Origin of the sequence: Vibrio sp. SCSIO 43133 (assembly GCF_023716845.1) — a bacterium.
Taxonomy (GTDB): Bacteria; Pseudomonadota; Gammaproteobacteria; order Enterobacterales; family Vibrionaceae; genus Vibrio; species Vibrio mediterranei.
Genome location: NZ_CP068024.1, coordinates 1,679,400 through 1,696,524 on the forward strand (window position 1 = coordinate 1,679,400; position 17,125 = coordinate 1,696,524).

19 protein-coding genes are annotated in these 17,125 nt (G+C 43.3%); 10 read left to right on the forward strand and 9 right to left on the reverse strand.

Annotated features, from left to right (window positions below; genetic code table 11):
* Positions 1-2 precede the first annotated feature (2 nt).
* Positions 3-1,373 (reverse strand): MATE family efflux transporter, encoded by a 1,371-nt coding sequence (locus JKJ11_RS08030; protein ID WP_252039047.1) that lies wholly within the window; start codon positions 1,371-1,373, stop codon positions 3-5.
* Positions 1,374-1,551: 178 nt separating this feature from the next.
* On the opposite strand from JKJ11_RS08030, the gene JKJ11_RS08035 reads away from it, so the two are divergent.
* Complete coding sequence (locus tag JKJ11_RS08035; protein WP_006072452.1) at positions 1,552-1,908, forward strand: VOC family protein; 357 nt, start codon at positions 1,552-1,554, stop codon at positions 1,906-1,908.
* Positions 1,909-1,985: 77 nt separating this feature from the next.
* On the opposite strand, the gene purT is transcribed toward JKJ11_RS08035, so the two are convergent.
* The 5 genes from purT to sbcB form a co-directional block, all read right to left on the reverse strand.
* Positions 1,986-3,161 carry a formate-dependent phosphoribosylglycinamide formyltransferase gene (gene purT / locus JKJ11_RS08040; protein WP_006072453.1) on the reverse strand — a complete coding sequence of 392 codons (1,176 nt, stop codon included), beginning with the start codon at positions 3,159-3,161 and terminating at the stop codon, positions 1,986-1,988.
* 157 nt (positions 3,162-3,318) lie between these two features.
* Positions 3,319-4,206 (reverse strand): cytidine deaminase, encoded by an 888-nt coding sequence (gene cdd / locus JKJ11_RS08045; RefSeq protein ID WP_006072456.1) that lies wholly within the window; start codon positions 4,204-4,206, stop codon positions 3,319-3,321.
* A 176-nt stretch (positions 4,207-4,382) separates the two neighbouring features.
* The gene (locus JKJ11_RS08050) at positions 4,383-5,069 is read right to left on the reverse strand and encodes a CidB/LrgB family autolysis modulator (RefSeq protein WP_006072457.1); all 687 of its coding nucleotides are present in this window, start codon (positions 5,067-5,069) and stop codon (positions 4,383-4,385) included.
* Between the two features lies 1 nt (position 5,070).
* Entirely contained in the window at positions 5,071-5,436 is a 366-nt protein-coding gene (locus JKJ11_RS08055; RefSeq protein ID WP_252039048.1) for a CidA/LrgA family protein, read from the reverse strand.
* Positions 5,437-5,534: 98 nt separating this feature from the next.
* The gene (sbcB, locus tag JKJ11_RS08060) at positions 5,535-6,956 is read right to left on the reverse strand and encodes an exodeoxyribonuclease I (RefSeq protein WP_252039049.1); all 1,422 of its coding nucleotides are present in this window, start codon (positions 6,954-6,956) and stop codon (positions 5,535-5,537) included.
* Positions 6,957-7,238: 282 nt separating this feature from the next.
* On the opposite strand from sbcB, the gene JKJ11_RS08065 reads away from it, so the two are divergent.
* The 9 genes from JKJ11_RS08065 to JKJ11_RS08105 all read left to right on the forward strand — a co-directional run bounded on the left by JKJ11_RS08065 (position 7,239) and on the right by JKJ11_RS08105 (position 14,870).
* Complete coding sequence (locus tag JKJ11_RS08065; protein WP_252039050.1) at positions 7,239-8,612, forward strand: Na+/H+ antiporter NhaC family protein; 1,374 nt, start codon at positions 7,239-7,241, stop codon at positions 8,610-8,612.
* A 290-nt stretch (positions 8,613-8,902) separates the two neighbouring features.
* Positions 8,903-9,496 (forward strand): GNAT family N-acetyltransferase, encoded by a 594-nt coding sequence (locus tag JKJ11_RS08070; protein WP_006072464.1) that lies wholly within the window; start codon positions 8,903-8,905, stop codon positions 9,494-9,496.
* A gap of 428 nt (positions 9,497-9,924) precedes the next feature.
* Positions 9,925-10,560 (forward strand): alternative oxidase, encoded by a 636-nt coding sequence (locus tag JKJ11_RS08075; protein WP_062460570.1) that lies wholly within the window; start codon positions 9,925-9,927, stop codon positions 10,558-10,560.
* A gap of 171 nt (positions 10,561-10,731) precedes the next feature.
* On the forward strand, positions 10,732-11,325 hold the full coding sequence (locus JKJ11_RS08080) for a DJ-1/PfpI family protein (RefSeq protein WP_239942066.1): 594 nt from the start codon (positions 10,732-10,734) through the stop codon (positions 11,323-11,325).
* Complete coding sequence (locus tag JKJ11_RS08085) at positions 11,322-11,825, forward strand: GNAT family N-acetyltransferase (RefSeq protein ID WP_252039051.1); 504 nt, start codon at positions 11,322-11,324, stop codon at positions 11,823-11,825. Before JKJ11_RS08080 ends, JKJ11_RS08085 begins: the two co-directional genes overlap by 4 nt.
* Before the next feature lie 40 nt (positions 11,826-11,865).
* The gene (locus tag JKJ11_RS08090) at positions 11,866-12,540 is read left to right on the forward strand and encodes a YoaK family protein (RefSeq protein WP_038222344.1); all 675 of its coding nucleotides are present in this window, start codon (positions 11,866-11,868) and stop codon (positions 12,538-12,540) included.
* A gap of 9 nt (positions 12,541-12,549) precedes the next feature.
* A complete protein-coding gene (locus JKJ11_RS08095; protein ID WP_031496537.1) occupies positions 12,550-12,927 on the forward strand; it encodes a VOC family protein in 378 nt (125 codons plus the stop codon).
* An 18-nt stretch (positions 12,928-12,945) separates the two neighbouring features.
* Positions 12,946-13,740 carry a PhzF family phenazine biosynthesis protein gene (locus JKJ11_RS08100; RefSeq protein ID WP_198557796.1) on the forward strand — a complete coding sequence of 265 codons (795 nt, stop codon included), beginning with the start codon at positions 12,946-12,948 and terminating at the stop codon, positions 13,738-13,740.
* Positions 13,741-13,838: 98 nt separating this feature from the next.
* Positions 13,839-14,870, forward strand: coding sequence for a hypothetical protein (locus JKJ11_RS08105; RefSeq protein WP_252039052.1), 1,032 nt, complete (start codon positions 13,839-13,841; stop codon positions 14,868-14,870).
* A 41-nt stretch (positions 14,871-14,911) separates the two neighbouring features.
* On the opposite strand, the gene JKJ11_RS08110 is transcribed toward JKJ11_RS08105, so the two are convergent.
* The 3 genes from JKJ11_RS08110 to JKJ11_RS08120 are packed head-to-tail and all read right to left on the reverse strand — an operon-like array spanning position 14,912 to position 16,383.
* Positions 14,912-15,391: a hypothetical protein gene (locus JKJ11_RS08110; protein ID WP_006071408.1), complete on the reverse strand. Its 480-nt coding sequence runs from the start codon at positions 15,389-15,391 to the stop codon at positions 14,912-14,914.
* 36 nt (positions 15,392-15,427) lie between these two features.
* Positions 15,428-15,931, reverse strand: a complete 504-nt coding sequence (locus JKJ11_RS08115; RefSeq protein WP_031496530.1) for a hypothetical protein — start codon at positions 15,929-15,931, stop codon at positions 15,428-15,430.
* A gap of 2 nt (positions 15,932-15,933) precedes the next feature.
* On the reverse strand, positions 15,934-16,383 hold the full coding sequence (locus JKJ11_RS08120; protein WP_252039053.1) for a hypothetical protein: 450 nt from the start codon (positions 16,381-16,383) through the stop codon (positions 15,934-15,936).
* Between the last annotated feature and the right edge of the window lie 742 nt (positions 16,384-17,125).

A 17,125-nucleotide genomic window follows, 5' to 3' on the forward strand; every position in this document is an offset into this window, starting at 1 on the left:
AGCTAGCGGCTCGCGTATTCGAGTTGTAACTCATCGTTTTGACGGTGCATCCATAGCAGTCGGATAGTGAGCATGATAGCGGCACTTGATAGACCAGCAATAAAGCCAATCCAGAAACCAACAATTCCCATTGGCTCGATAATTAAATCGGTCATTCCGAGAACGTAGCCTAACGGTAATCCAATTAGCCAATAGGCGATAAATGTACGATTAAAAATGGCTTTCATGTCTTTATAGCCACGCAATGCGCCCGCTGCAACAACTTGGATTGCGTCTGTACATTGATAGATGGCTGCAAAAATCAACAGGTGCATTGCTAGCGCTACTACTTCTACATTGTCGGTATAAAGGTGAACGATTTGTTGCTTAAAGATCAACGTACAGATAGCGGTGAAAATAGCGGCCCCAAGGCCCACTCCGAGGCCGACACGACAAGCAATGACTGCTCCAGCTGTATCAGTTTCACCCAGTTTATGTCCAACGCGGATACTGACTGCTGCACCGATACTCATTGGGATCATAAAGACCAAAGATGAAAAGTTCATTGCCACTTGATGCGACGCCACGACAAGTGAGCCAAGTGGCGCGACAAGCAATGAGACCACTGCAAAAAGAGATACTTCAAAAAAGATTGCAGCAGCGATAGGAAAGCCAAGCTTAAATAAACGAACCTGTGCTTTACGTTCTGGTTTATGCCAAGTTTTGAAAAGTTCAATGTGCTTGAGACGCTCTGTAGTGACGGCATAAAACAACATCATAAAGAACATGATCCAATAGACGATTGTGGTCGCAACGCCACATCCAACGCCGCCTAAAGCTGGAGCACCAAATTTCCCGTAAACAAAGATCCAGTTAAGTGGGATATTGATCAGTAAGCCAATAAAACCAATAACCATAGCGGGCTTTGTCAGCGACATTCCGTCTGTGTAACTACGTAGTGCTTGGAACAACAGGAAAGCAGGGACAGCGAAAATAACCGCGTAAATGTAGCCTACGGTTTTGTCGGCCATGACGGTTTCGACACTCATTAAATCGAGTATGGTTTCTATTTGTAATAGGACTAACACGATTGGAACACTAATAAGCAGAGCCATGATGAAACCTTGATGGATTTCATAAGGGATCTGCTTTTGCTTTCCAGCGCCATTGAGTTGTGCAACAACGGGTACCAAGGCCATCAACAGACCTATACCGAAAAGAATAGAAGGAAGCCAAACACTGGCGGCAATGGAAACCGCCGCCATATCAACGGCACTCACACCACCTGCCATAATAGTGTCGACAAACCCCATACCGGTTTGAGCAATTGAGGCAATGAGAACGGGGGAGGCAAGTTTGATGAGATTTTTAGCTTCAGTCTGATAGCGTTGCACGTAAGATTCCATGTTTTATAAATAACCATGATGAATGATAAAGAAGTTTGTCATTTCGCACCATAATTTATTGTCTCTGTGGTCAGATAATTGTTTGTTTTGGAAACAAACGTTTACTCACAATTATTATAGTGAACGTGTTTTATGATTGAATTATCAGAGCGGCAAGGATGAATTGATGAGTACACACGATAAATTGGATTATGTTGAGTTTGCAGCGGCCGATATTTCCGCGACAAAAGCGTTTTTTGAAGCGGCATTTGGTTGGACGTTTGAGGATTATGGACCTGATTATACAGCCTTTTCAAACCAAGGACTTAACGGCGGATTTTATCGCGCAGAGTTAAGTTCAAAAGCTCAACAGGGTGGGGCGTTGCTGGTTTTCTACAGCGCGGCGATTTCCGAAACACTGGAGCGGGTGAAACAAAATGGTGGCTGTATAGTACGGGATATTTTCGACTTTCCGGGTGGCTGCCGCTTTCATTTCATCGAGCCAAGTGGCAACGAGTTTGCTGTTTGGTCTGAATCTAGATAATAAGCACTAAATACGCCAATGGGCTCTAGCATTCTGTTGGAGCCCATTGGTCATTCCATTACGTAAAAGCGCTCGTGTTAGTAGATAACTTTTACTTTCTTAGCGCATTCGACAGCCTCATCGACTGCTGTCTCTAGAGATTTACGCTTAGTAAGTACAACGCCTAAACGACGACGCCCATCAATATCTGGTTTTCCAAAGAGGCGGATTTGAGTTTGTGGAAGACTTAAAGCTTCATCAAGGCCTTCGTAACGGATATTGTTAGATGTGCCTTGGCCGAGAACAACAGCGGAAGCTGCAGGACCATATTGGGTGATGCCGTTAATTGGTAGGCCGGTAAAAGCACGCACGTGTAATGCAAACTCCGACATGTCTTGAGAAATCAGCGTGACTAGACCTGTATCATGTGGGCGAGGTGATACTTCATTGAAAATAACTTTATCGCCCTTAACAAACAGTTCTACACCAAAAATACCATAGCCACCCAGCGCGTTAACCACTTGCTCTGCCGTATATTCTGCCGCTTTTATTGCATTAGCTGACATCGCCTGAGGCTGCCAAGATTCGCGGTAATCACCATCTTCTTGACGGTGACCCACAGGAGCACAAAAGTGAACGCCATCGACAGCGCGTACGGTCAATAAAGTAATTTCGTAATCGAAATCGATAAAACCTTCAACAATGACTCGACCTGCGCCAGTACGGCCACCTTCTTGAGCGTAGGTCCAGGCTTTCTCAATGTCGGATTCTGACTTGATAACACTTTGACCTTTACCAGAAGAACTCATAACTGGTTTCACTACACATGGTACACCGACATTTTCTACAGCCGCTTTAAAGTCTTCGTAGCTGTCTGCAAATTGGTAAGGAGAGGTATTCAGGCCGAGTTCTTCAGCCGCCAGTCTACGGATACCTTCACGATTCATGGTTAGCTTGGTTGCATTCGCAGTAGGAACAACGTTTAAGCCTTTACTTTCTAACTCGACTAGCTTGTCCGTTGCAATGGCTTCGATTTCCGGCACTACGTAGTCGGGTTGTTCTTGATTGATAATGGCCTCTAGTGCTTCGCCGTCCAACATATCGAGCACATAACTTCTGTGAGCAACTTGCATTGCAGGGGCGTCAGCATATCGGTCACAAGCGATGACTTCTAAGCCTAGTCGTTGGCATTCAATGGCAACTTCTTTACCTAATTCACCAGAGCCTAAAAGTAAAACACGTGTAGCATTTTCACGAGTAGCAGTACCAAACATAGAGTGTCCTTGAGCATTCATGAGGAAGAATTTCGGGGGATCATACTGGATTATTGCAGGAAAGCAAACGTTTGCGCGAGATTTTATTATCAGTATAAATTTTGGCCTAAAAAAGCCCCGCATGAGCGAGGCTAAACGATATCAGAGAGTTGCAGCGCTAAATTGACACGTATTCTAGTTGGATATCTGGGTCAATGGCCTCAAGTGTTGCTTGAGTGTCTGCAAGGTGACTGATTTTACCTTTGGACACTTCTGCTAGCGCTACTAGCTGAATGTCTTCAAAGTTTTGACCATCTAGAAGCAACTGAACAAACGCTACCTGTAATGGTGGAAGGCTAGGATTAAATGCTGCGTTCTCAGCATACGCCCCTTGGTAGACAGAGCCATCTTTCATTGCGATAGCAACACCACTTAGGTTTTGAGTATAAGGTGAATGACTGCGATTTAACGCTTCTACTGCAGATACGACGAGCGTATCGGTTTCGTCAGTAGTTAAAGCGTGAGCTAATGGGCTCATTAACCCTTCGGTAATACCAAGATCTTTAGGTCCAAAGGACTCTGGTAAATATTCTTGTAGCGTCATTGCATCGCGCTGCGGCAATTGAATAACTAGCTTGTCCGCAGTGGTCAGCTCGTTCATAAATTGGCGGCAGTGACCACAAGGACTAAAGTTAATCGTGATATCTTTAAGTCCAGTTTCACCCTTCATCCAAGCGTGGCTGATAGCGGATTGCTCTGCGTGAACTGTTTGACCAAGTTGCGCCCCAATGATCTCCATGTTTGCGCCGAAGTACAGTTTGCCTGATGTCCCACGTGCAATTGCGCCAACAAAAAACTCAGAGATAGGTGCATATGAATAGGCTGCAGCTAAAGGCAGCAAGGCAACGCGAAGCTCATCATCTTCTAGGCCAGAAAGAACAAGCAGTTGTTCAAACTGCTCTTGTGATAGCGTTGCATCAAATTCTGGCTTAGTAATGATAGGTTTTAGATAGTTAACGATCTGCTCTGGCATATCTGCAAGCGCTGACTCAAAACGATCTGTCATGCTGTGTCCTTTATCTTTTGCGGTTTACTGACATTCTATGCAAGTTAGTGAGAAATAAGGGTGATGATGATCACAAATAAAAATGCAATGAATGCAATGTTTCAGCAATAAGAGTGATGTCACACAATTTGTAGCCAGTAAACGACGAGTTTTACTGGCTATACAGTCCTGAAGTGTTAAGCGATAACAGTCCCAAACCAGAGGGAGAATGCGAACATAGACGGGGCAAGAATGGAAGTGATAACACCACAAACAACGAGAGCAAGTGAGCTGAATGCCGCGTCTCTAGGATCTTTCTCTGCGCAAGTGGCTGTGCCAAGAGCGTGAGACACCGTGCCCATGGTTAATCCTTTTGCAATGGGATGCGTGACACCGAGTAAGTTGTAAATTGGGTACGCTAATATCGCACCAAATAATCCGACGAGTAACACTAGAATGGCTGCAATGGCCGGCTCCCCACCTAAATGGCTTGAAACTTCCATTGCGATAGGCGTGGTGACCGATTTACCCAACAAACTAGCGATGAGTTGCATGTCGGCGCCTAACCATACAGCGAGCATTGAAGCCGTGAACATGGAAGCAACACTGCCAACACCACATGCTAACGCGATTATTCTCCAGTTAGCACGTATTTGGGGGAGTTGCTCATAGAGCGGATAGGCAAGTGCAACCACTGCGGGTTGTAGCAGATAGCTGATCCACTCGTTGTCCGCGTAATACGTGTCAAACGGCACTTTAAGGTACGTGAGTAAAGGAATCATAATCGCAATACTGAGGAGTAGCGGATTAAATAGTGGATTCTTTACTTTCTGAGAAATAAAACGGGCAACAAAGAAAACGACGATAGTAACTAGCAGCCACATATTAGCTATCTCCCTTCTTTAAGAATCGATCAAGGAAGACGGAGAGTGCGGTCAGAACAATAAGTGTACCGCCAATAGCACCGGCTAAGATCGGCAGAGCGTTAGCAATCAACATATCGAAATGGTTCATTAACCCGACACTAATGGGAACGAACAACAAAATCATATAACGAATGAACACGTGAGCACCCGGTTGAACGAGTTTAACCGGGATAACTCCGCCCGCCATCGCCGCAAATAACAGTAACATGCCAAATATACTGCCAGGCACGGACACATCGAATAAATGTTGGATGGTATTTCCGATAAATAGGGCAACGAAAATAATAGCGAACGATAGTATATAGTGAAGCGCGGTTTTGAGCATGGCTTCCTCTTAGTATAAAAAGTAACGACTCTCCTTAAGTGCAGCCAAAAGAATGAATCCTGAGGTTTGGCTGCACAGTCACTACATGGCTGGAGAAGTTAAGAAACGAGACGCTCCACGTAGCGGTAGACGGATTTTAGTATGGCGAGTTTCTTCTCGTCAGACTCATGTTCGTGAACTAAGTTTTCCATATTTAGCATATAGCTTTCAATACGACTTTCGAAAAACTCACGACAATGGTTTGCCCAGCGAGCTTGTTCCGTTTCATCAAGGCTCCATGGGAAATGGCGTGCACGGTACCTGAATAGCAGCGGTTCAATACGAGGATCACTAAAACTAATGTCTAATGCAGATAGATTGTTTGGGTCCGTTTCGCGAATAATATCCATCGCGCTCTTGTCTGCTGGCGAGAAAAAGCCGCTGTAGAGCTGAGTATCTACGTCGCCATCATTCTCAAACTCGCGCTCAATACTATATAGTCCGATCAGTTTTTCACGGATCTCTGGATGTTGTTTGATTAGGGCTAGGTTCTTCAAACACTGCTCTCTGTCAATGCCAATGGACTCTGCATTTTCCGCTGTGAGCGTTTTGGCCGGCGCGAGAATAGGGCACTTGTTGAGATGAATAAGTTTAAGCGGGACAGGTTTCTCGTCCGGTGCGAGTTCATCATGTCGGGTGTATAGGCGCTGATGTAATGCATCAACATCTAAATCTAATAGTGGTTGTGGGTCTTTGGCCAGATCAGCAACGATAACCGCATTTTGATTGGTTGGGTGCCACGCGATAGGTACTACCCAACTGGTATATTGGCACTCTTTACCTAACATTCCAGATACATGCATCAAGGGTGTCATGTTCACGATATCGACGAGTTCGTTTAGTTTTCGCTTTTGACGCATCGAATAAAAGTAGTCAAACAGTTTTGGCTGCGCGGCCTTTACTTTTTTGGCTAGTTCTATCGTTGCAATAACGTCTGCCATGGCATCGTGAGCATTTTCGTGTTCGATACCATTAGCAACAGAGAGATGTTCAAGTTTAAAACTGGTAAACCCTTCGTCATTCTCCGGCCATTCAATTCCTTCAGGGCGGAGTGCGTGGCATGCGCGCATAACATCCAATAAATCCCAACGTGAGTTACCGTTCTGCCAACTCCATGCGTAAGGATCGATGAAGTTACGATAACAGGTATAACGAGTTACCTCATCGTCAAAGCGAATGCTGTTGTAACCAAGGCTTGTTGTGTTTGGTGTGGCTAGTTCGTGATGAATCTTAGCAATGAACTCTGGTTCTGAGAGCCCTTTCTCCTGACAAAGTTGTGGTGTGATACCTGTGATTAATGCTGCTTCGGGAGAAGGTAAGTAGTCCGATGGTGGCTGGCAGTAAATAACCAATGGCTCACCAATGATATTAAAGTTCTCATCCGTCCGTACACCCGCAAACTGACAAGGTCTGTCCTTAGCAGGGCTCACTCCCCATGTTTCATAATCGAAAAAGAAATAAGTGGGTTGGTGTTGGGACATTAGAAATGGTTCCTTAAATCATAGACTAAGCATGATAAAATGATGCTTGAATAACTCTTATTAGACCACCCGAGAGAGTGTATGGCAACGAACATTGAGCATTCTCAGCGGTATTATCCACGTGATGCGGGTGTTTTATTTCTTTCAGTATTTACCTCGCTTTCGTTTAGCTGTTTTATCATACAGTGGAATGGTGCATGGACATTTGGACGTCTAGACGTTGACATGTCTTAATGGCGGCATTATGCTGCACGCCTTCCTGTTATTGCTGCCACTTTTGATATGACCAAAACGAATAAAAACAACCAATCTATTGTTCCTTCACCTATAGCACTGTTTCCTCTTGTGCTATTCCTGACATTATTTATAGGTGTAGGGACCTATTTATCCTTACAAGGTGTAGATTTCGCGTTTTATCAACTTCCTGCGCCAATTGCTGCATTACCAGCGGTGTTTTTGGCGATCGTTTTAAGTAAAGAAACACTCAACAAAGCTATTGAGCAGTTTATTAAAGGTGTGGGGCATCAGGATATCATTGCCATGTGCATGATTTATTTGTTAGCGGGTGCGTTTGCTGCCGTAGCGAAAGCCTCTGGAGGTGTTGATGCGACAGTGAATCTCGGGTTATCAGCCATTCCAACAAGCATGATTCTTCCTGGTATATTCCTTATTTCAGCTTTCATTGCGACTGCAATGGGGACATCAATGGGTACTATAGCCGCCGTTGCCCCTGTTGCACTCGGTATTGCAGAATCTGCGGGCATGAGTGTTCCACTGACTGCGGGTGTCGTACTAAGTGGCGCTATGTTTGGTGATAACTTATCTATTATTTCCGACACAACCATAGCTGCGACACGTTCGCAAGGGTGTGAAATGAAAGATAAATTTAAAGAAAATATACGTATTGCTATTCCTGCAGCGTTTATTGCTTTAGTGATTTTCGCATTGAATAGTTCTGCGACTCAGTTACCGGAAACTGGAGACATTGAGTGGTTTAAAGTCATGCCTTACATTGCGATTTTGGTATTGGCCGTCTCTGGATTAAACGTATTTGTTGTTTTAACCGTAGGTATTCTGCTTGCGGGTACGGTAAGTTTGACCTCTGTTGAGGGCTACCAACTGACAAGCTTTGCTCAAGATATCTATGCTGGCTTTGGCAACATGCAAGAAATCTTCTTATTGTCTATGTTAATTGGTGGGCTGAGTGAGCTAATGCGTCGTCAAGGCGGTTTAGCATTTCTAACGCAAGTTATTACTAAAGTGATTCGTAAGTTTGGGTCAACGCATTCAACGCAAGCAAACAGAAAGGCGAGTGAGTTCGGTATTGCAGGCTTAGTCTCTCTAGTAAATATGTGCACGGCAAACAATACCGTAGCCATTATCGTCTCTGGTAGCGTGGCTCGAGAATTGGCTCAAGAAAACAAAGTAACCGCACGCCGCTCAGCAAGCTTACTTGATATCTATTCATGTGTAATTCAAGGAATACTGCCTTATGGTGCTCAAGTGTTACTGCTTGGCTCCGTTTTCCAATTATCGCCTTTAGAAGTGGTTTCTAACTCCTATTACTGCTTCGCATTAGCATTATCAGCGGTAGTAGCGATCGTGTTAAAACCACGCGCGAAGCAAGCAACATTTTGCGAAGAGAGACACGTATAGCAACCTTATAGTTGAAAGGCTAAACCGCCAATTTTGATAATAAGTAAGGCTTCATTATATGGAGCCTTTGCTTTATTGGCGGAACTCACAATCTCCAAACCTGTCCAAATACCGTCAGATAAAACGCCTCTATTTGCAGGTTATGCTGCTTTATTAATCGATATGTTATTAACTATCGTAGAATATTGACTTTGCTTTAAAGTGCTGTTTTATTGAAGGAAGAAGGCAAGCAAATGTGCGTGTGTTTCTTTTCTTACGATCTCGATTTAAATCCGCCATGAGGAAGTAGCATGTCTGAATTACAAATTATTAAAGCCGATTACTCTGCAGTACCAGATCTATGTAACATGTTTCTAGATGCTTACGCTGATAATGAAGCGATGCAAGCAGCATTACGCCAAGACGAAGTGGCTGACTTCGCACATGATTGTTACTGGCGTTGGGCGGTTGGCGAGTGGGGGTTAGCCGGTGGTGAAGTGTACACCACACCTGAGCGCGATGGTTGCGTTATTATGCGCTCACCAGGCAAGCACCAGCCGGATGTGATGCAAAAAATGGAGATTCTATCCATTGTTACCCGCATGATGGGCTCATGCAAAATTGAATTGGCAAAAGAAGTCTGCGAACAAATGCTGGCAGTGCCACCGTTACAAGATTGCTATTGGTTGTGGGGCCTAGGGGTGTCACCGAAAGCTGGCGGAAAAGGTCTTGCGAGTGCATTAATCAAAACCGTCACTGACCAAGCAGATGCGGCAGGCAAACCAACCTATGTCGTGGCATCTAGTGAGAAAGTTGTAAAGACTTTTGAGCGTCGAGGCTTTGAAGTACTGTCTAAGAGTGAAAATTTCCCATACTGGTTCATGCTTCGACCTGCTCAAAGCTAAAAACAGTTCTCAATAAAGAGCCTTGGTTAAACCGAGGCTCTTTTTTGCACCTATCCTCAAACGTATAATCATCCACGCTTTTCAATCCTCCTCGCAATGATCTGATGCCCTTTACCCTGTTAAGGGGAACAAATTCAGCCGTGACGCAATTGTGTAACTGCCTGTGTCTGCTCCACAGTGTCTTTCGCTTAATTATTCTTAGATAGCCAGTATTCCCCCTACGATTCAACTTTTTCAATAAAAGTGATGATTGAATTTAAGCTTCTGATTTAACGAGACTATTATCTATGTCAATGTCTTTTTTCTCATGATCTTGTCTTAATAACCCTATAAAAACTCAACTATTATTGGTGTTTTTCAAAATTAGTTGAATGAATGGCGTTAAGTATGTATGTTGTTTGTAGATTAATCATATGGAGAGATCAGTAATGGTAGAATTCAAATTGACGCACAAGAAAGCTGAACGTGTTTCAGAAAAAGTCGCTCTTTCTGTCACTAAGTTGCTGAAGTATGTACTCAACCTTTTTTACGGCAAAAAATACGATAAAAGGGCAGTTATTCTGGAAACCATCGCCGCCGTACCTGGAATGGTAGCGGGTATGTTCAATCACTTAAAAGCGCTTAGGCGTATGAGAGACGATGAAGGTTGGATCCGAGAGCTTTTAGACGAGGCTGAAAATGAGCGAATGCACTTAATGATTTTTCTAGATATTGCCAAACCCAGTTGGTTGGAGAGGCTCATAGTTCTACTGGGTCAGGGCGTGTTTATTGTTGTTTACTCGATTATCTATTTACTCTCTTCCAAAGTTGCACATCGAGTTGTAGGTTATTTTGAAGAAGAAGCCTGTAAAAGCTATACAGAATACCTAGAGAAGATAGACGAAGGGTACATAGAGAACATACCGGCTCCCAAAATTGCGATCGATTATTACCAGTTAGCGGACGATGCACTGTTGCGTGATGTTGTTTTAAGAATCAGGCAGGATGAAGCCGGTCATAGAGATAGAAACCACGGGTTTGCTGATGCTTATGAACGTAAAGATTTGCCTTCGCATCTTGCCTAACCAATAAAAAAGACGCTTCGGCGTCTTTTTTATTTAGAACAACGATTTCATTTGTTGTGAGTGAGATGCCTTTGACGTTATCCAATACTTATGGTTTGGGTTACAAAGGTTGAAATAATCTTTGTAACTCAATACTGTAGGTAACAGTATCTTAACAGAATGGAGGCTGTGATGAATGTTGGAATCTATGTGTATCGTGATGTAGAGGTATTAGACTTTGCTGGGCCTTTTGAAGTCTTTTCTACGGCGAATCGGTTTCTGAACGAAGAAGACAAATGGTCAGTTAGCCTTCTATCTCAAACACAAGGTACCGTCTTAGCAAGAGGTGGTCTTAAAATCCAATCCGACTACTCCATCTACAGTCATCCGGCAATTGATGTACTGATTGTCCCCGGTGGGGTTCATATCCAAGAGATGGAAAACACTCGCGTATTAGATTGGGTGAGAGAGACAGCAGCTAACTCTACGCTTGTGGCTTCTGTGTGTACAGGCGCATTTTTGCTGGCGAAATCGGGTGTCCTTTCTAACCAAACTGTCACGACTCACTGGGAAGATCAAAATGAACTACAACACCTGTTTCCGGAGTTAACCATTATCAATGATATACGTTGGGTAGATTGTGGTGACATTGTCACATCAGCTGGTATTTCTGCTGGGATTGATATGAGCTTGAGGCTGGTTGAAAAATTGCGCGGACGCGACATCGCACTTAAAACAGCAAAACAGATGGAGTTTGATTGGTGTGAACATGGGGTTACTTTATGAGCATTGCTGTAAGACGTTTAACCCATCCAATATCGGAAAATGTGTTAGCACTAGCTGTGTCAGATGAACAGTTGCCTTTTGTGGGTGTAGTATCCGATATTATTCAGAGCAGTTTAGTTTACCCCAAGGAGAGTCAATGGGTAATCTATTCGGGCGAGACTCCTGCAGGTTTTTTCCTACTTGATGAGGCATACCAAGTTACATTAGGAACTACGTTGGAGAATGCTACTGGCCTTCGCGCTTTTTTTATCGATTCGCGGTTTCAGGGTAGAGGTCTCGCTAAGATGTGTTTAAAGCTTATAGTCAAAGAGTTTAACGCTTGGTTGGACACTGAACACAATGACCTATATTTGACTGTTAACTGTAGAAACAAGGCGGCGTATCAACTTTATTTAGCAGTAGGGTTTATTGATACGAAAGAACTATATCTGGGTGGTCAAGCTGGTCCTCAACACATTATGTGCTTTAAATCAAAGACAACAGATGAAATGGGGCTATGATGCTGCCTTCTGAATTATGTTGTTGAGATAGGTGATTGCTGTGATATCTAAGTTACCTCGTTGGATTGAGTCGGGTGCGTTTGTTCTCTCTTTACTAGCAGGGACAGTGAATGCTGTGGGGCTTATGGGGTTTCAACATCAGGCGATCTCACATTTATCTGGTACTGCAACTCTACTAGGTACTCAACTGATTCACGATTGGTCTCTTGCTGGTCATATGTTCGCAATTATCGTTAGCTTCTTAGTAGGGTCTGCGATTTCTGGTTTATTCATTTCAAATGTGTCGCTAAAACTCGGTCGTCAATACGAGTGGCTTCTTTGCATTGAAAGTCTATTTTTGCTGATCGCCACTTATTTACTACTCAATGGTTCTCAAAGTGGAACCTACTTTGCTTCAGCTGCATGTGGGTTGCAAAACGCCTTGGCAACCACGTTTAGTGGAGCGGTAGTTAGAACGACTCATGTCACTGGTATCGTTACTGATTTGGGAATCATGATTGGTTCGACATTAAGAGGCGAGACATTTGATAAACGAAAAGCCAAGTTGTTTGTCACCATATTAACGGGGTTTATCGTTGGCGGTATAGTGGGTGCTCTGTTATATCGGAATTTAGCGTTTATGGCGCTCGTTGTCCCTGCGGCAGCATGCCTAGTTTTAGCGTTAGTGTACCGAATTTATCGCAAGAGAATCGCTTATACCAATCGAGCAAGTTAGAGGGAATTTATGAACATTCAATCGATTGATCATCTCGTACTCACAGTTGCTGATTTGCAATCATCTGTGGAGTTTTATGAAACGCTAGGAATGAGATATGAAACATTTGGTGATAATCGGCATGCGCTTCATTTTGGTTCTCAGAAGATCAATCTGCATATCAAGGGACAAGAGATAGAACCTAAAGCAACCTTTGCAGTGCCGGGAAGTGAAGACTTGTGTTTTGTAATAGACACTCCGGTTGGACAAGCTAAACAGATACTCATTTCTAAAGGTATTGACGTATTCACAGAGCCTGTCAATCGCACAGGCGCTACGGGCAGCATATTGTCAATTTACCTGCGCGATCCAGACGGTAATCTTATCGAACTTTGTAATTATCAATAGTCAACTCTAAGGAAAATCATGACCACGCAATGGATTGTCGATGCTTTTACCACACAGCCATTCAAGGGCAACAGTGCAGCTGTTATCCTCGTTGAGGAGTACCCTGACGATGAATGGATGCTTAACGTTGCAGCAGAAAACAACTTATCTGAAACCGCTTATCTTAAACGTCTTGATCACAACCACTACTATATTCGATGGTTTTCTCCAATCACTGAAATTGATTTCTGTGGCCATGCCACATTGGCGTCCGCGTTTGTACTGTTCAATGACTTGTCTCACACTGGCGAAATTCGTTTTTCTACCAACGATGTCGGTGACCTAATCGTGGTACAAGGAGCTTGTGAGCGAATAGAGATGACGTTTCCCATTCTTATGCCTTGTGAAATAGACGAGGTTCCAGAAGCGCTTGTTCGAGGACTATCTATAGAACCATCTAAGGTGCTACGAAGTAAGCAAGCATATTTCGCTATTTACGAGTCAAAACAACATGTTGTCTCTTTAACAACGCAAAATGAGCCACTAAAAACACTTGCTCCTTATGATGTAGTCGCGACAGCTCCAGGTTCCGACGATCAATATGATTTTGTTTCTCGCTATTTTTGGCCAGCGAATGGCGGTGATGAAGACCCCGTCACAGGCTCGATTCATGCGGGTTTGATGCCATATTGGGCTGAACGACTCGGCAAATCAAAACTCACGGCCTTACAAGCTTCTAAAAGAAGTGGGATCTTGTATGGTGAGGTGCTTCAGGACAGTGTCTGTATTTCTGGTAATGCCGTATTATTTGCGAAGTCCACTCTGAACGTTTAGAGTCACGCACCAATTTGACGACTAATGAAATCCACTTATAGGCTTAGAAGTGGGACGCGTAGTCAGTTATTTATCCCAGTAGTAGAAGAGTCAAACGAATGAAGCTTTCAAAAAGAGAAGGTCGTGTTGTTGACAGTGCGATAGAGCAATGGCTTGAACAAGGCACTATCAACCAAGAAGAACATGACAAACTGAAAAACAGCTATCAAGTCGCCAGTGTCGATTGGTCACTTATTGCTAAGTACTCATTTTGGATTGCAATTGTTTGCATCGTTTTATCGGTACTTTCCGTGTTGCTTGATGAATGGCTGATTAAACTGCTGGATGAGATATTCTCTGCACCTGACATAGCGAAGAGTGGATTTTTCGCTGCAATATCAGCGGGCTTTTACTTTATTGGCGTAAGACGAAAATCTAAGGCGCCGGACAAAGCCTTTAGCAATGAGGCCTTATTTGTACTGGGTATTGTCAGTACTGCGGTGTCGATTTATTTTCTTGGTCAGGTTATTCAAACCAATAGTTTAACCAAGTTGATCCTGCTTGCATCGCTGGTGTACGGCGTATTGGGTTTATGGATTCCTTCGCACATTGTTTGGTTGTGTGCGCTATTGTCATTTGGCACTTGGCTTGGTTTTGAAACCTACCAACTAAGCGACGAAGGTTATTTTCTTGGCCTTAATTTCCCATTCCGTTATGTGCTTTATGGTTTGGTACTTATAGTAACAAGTACGTTGGCAGTAAAACGTTGGCCATCTAAGGAAGATTTCGCCATCACTACTCGTGCTTTGGGGCTATTTGTGTTCTTTATATCGATGTGGTTAATGTCGGTGTTTGGTAATTATGCGGACTTTAGTGTGTGGAGTAATGTCACTCAGTTCTCTTTGCTACATTGGTCGATACTATTACTTATTGCGTCTGTTGTAGCTGTGTATCACGGAATGAAGTTTGATGATGAACTTACGCGTGGCTTCGGGCTCATTTTCATCTTCATTAATCTCTACACCCGCTTTATAGAGTACTTCTGGGAAGGGACGCATAAAGCGGTATTTTTTGCTATTTTGGCAACAAGCTTTTGGTTCTTTGGGACTCGTGCTGAAAAGATATACCGCCTTGGACGTGCAAAAGAGTAATCTGCTTCGTTAGACTCATTTAACAATAGTTTTGGGAGCGTTTATCTTACGCATAAGCTCTCCCAATCGAGCCTCATCATATGCTCACCCGCTGGTGCCATCGACTCGTCGATATCCACTCTTGCTCTTATTTCGATGATTTGATCTGGGTTTAACTGATCCTTTTCGATTTGAATACCATTACGCCAATAGTTGATATCGCCCTCATAACGCTGAGGAACATCAATTTGAAATCGAAACTTCTCAGATGGTAGGCTCGATTCTAAACCACCAAAGTCAGCATTTTTTAAACGCAGAATTACACTACCGTGAGGGATGTTATGAACCAAACGCAGTCGAATCTCACGTAAATCGTAATCTTCGCCAAATGACAGTTCTCCCTCTGCATCAATGACTTCAATTCCACAGCGCGCTGGGATGTCTGCACGGAATCTTAATTGAGCATCGTTGTTTTCTGCCAAACATGTCGTTGATAGTAGTAACAGAGCTAGAACCCAACAATTAGTGACCAATCTGAACATAAATAAATTCCAATAGATGCTTGCTAAGCCGACTCATTAAGCGCAAATCGTGACCCATTCGGTTTTTATTGTCAGGTCATCTTTGGCAACTGTATCTTCCTCAGAAAGAGAAACTCTGGCTCGGATTTCTAGCTTACGCTCATTACCAAGTTCATGACGTGTAAAGGTTTTACCTACCATCCAAGCAAGAGCACTGCCTTCCTTTTCACCGCTACCTGTTACTTTAAAATGGAAAAAGCTGTACTCTAGATTCCTTAGATAATCGTCTTGGTCATACTCTAAGTCGTCTAGTCTGAGTAACACTCGGCCATTTTGACGGTTATCGATAATCTGAATTTGAGCTGCGTCCGCTAGATAACTATCTCCAAATGCCAAATCACCTTTATCTTTGAGCACTTCCAAACCACACTGTGCTTCAATGGATGCTTTAAACTCTATTTCTGCATCGTTATCCATTAGCGAAAAGTTGTTATTTGCATACACTGCATGATTAGTGATAACAAGCATACCAGCGACTAGTAAAGCGGTAGATGTGCGCATAATTACTCCGCGAATGTTGTATTAGTTTGTTTCATTTTAATTAGACGCTGCTTCTCTGTTTCGATTTGCAGAAGCTTAAGTTCGTGTTCAGCTTGAGCAAGTTCTTCTTCTCGTTTACGCTGACGCATTTCGAACGCGTACAGTTTTGTGCAATCAACACGGTCTTCACCGCCAAACTGAATTGTGACTGCAGCATAGATACCGCGGTCATCTTCGTTGTAATAATTGTGATAAGGGTCGTACTGGTTGCTGTATGTATCATCTGCGCCTTGGGAACCATAAGTTCCAAGTTGAACAGTTTTACCCGTTGATACTGCTTGTTCACAGGTAGACCCATTAGATGTCCGAATTCTATCAGTACCTGATGGGTTTGATACTGAGGGGATAGGGTTTGCCAGTACATTCATCGAAATCATCATAGCTGCCGACCCCAAAGTGATTCTAAAACTCATGATTAAAACCTCTTAAATGTGAGCTTTGTGCATACTTCATAGGTGTTCGGGGAGTCTGTAACCATCTTAGTACACACTAATTTTTCGGATGTTTTACTAGGAGGGGTTTTAACACTAATGTCTAAATCAATTTCCTGATTGGCCGCTAGCTCAATTTTATTGTTAAACACTTTCTCGTTGATCCTCAGATAGTAATTTGCAGAGACATTGGAACGATTTACCAGGGTAAATTGCACTTGCGTTTTATCTGAATAGGTTTCGAATTGAGTGTTTTTCCACTTATGAACATTGGCACTGGCTGTGAATGATGCAGCCAACGCAGTTAAGCAGACAAAGTATTTAAGTAGTCGCATACATCACCTCAAGAGCTAACAAAGAAGGGGATAGTAATGCAGTTGCGCGTAATACGATTACCATTTCGCGCCAGCAGGTTAGAAAAGTGAAACAACTTTGTTTTGGCGTTGAAACGCTAACCATCGAAGGAAGGTTGCGTAATCACTGCTCTAACTTTGAGATTGTTTTTGTATCGATGTATCGAAGAAGAAAATTAAATGATGAACCTACGATTGGCTTTGGACTACTTTTAACAATCCATACACTCGATTTATTGAGTACTTCTGAGAAGGGACGCGTAAAATGGTGGCCTTTGCTACTTTAACAACAGATGTTTGGTTGTTTGGAACTCGTGCAAAGAGGGTTTATCGTCTTGGTCGGAACTAGCATACAGAATCTTAAGTTTCTG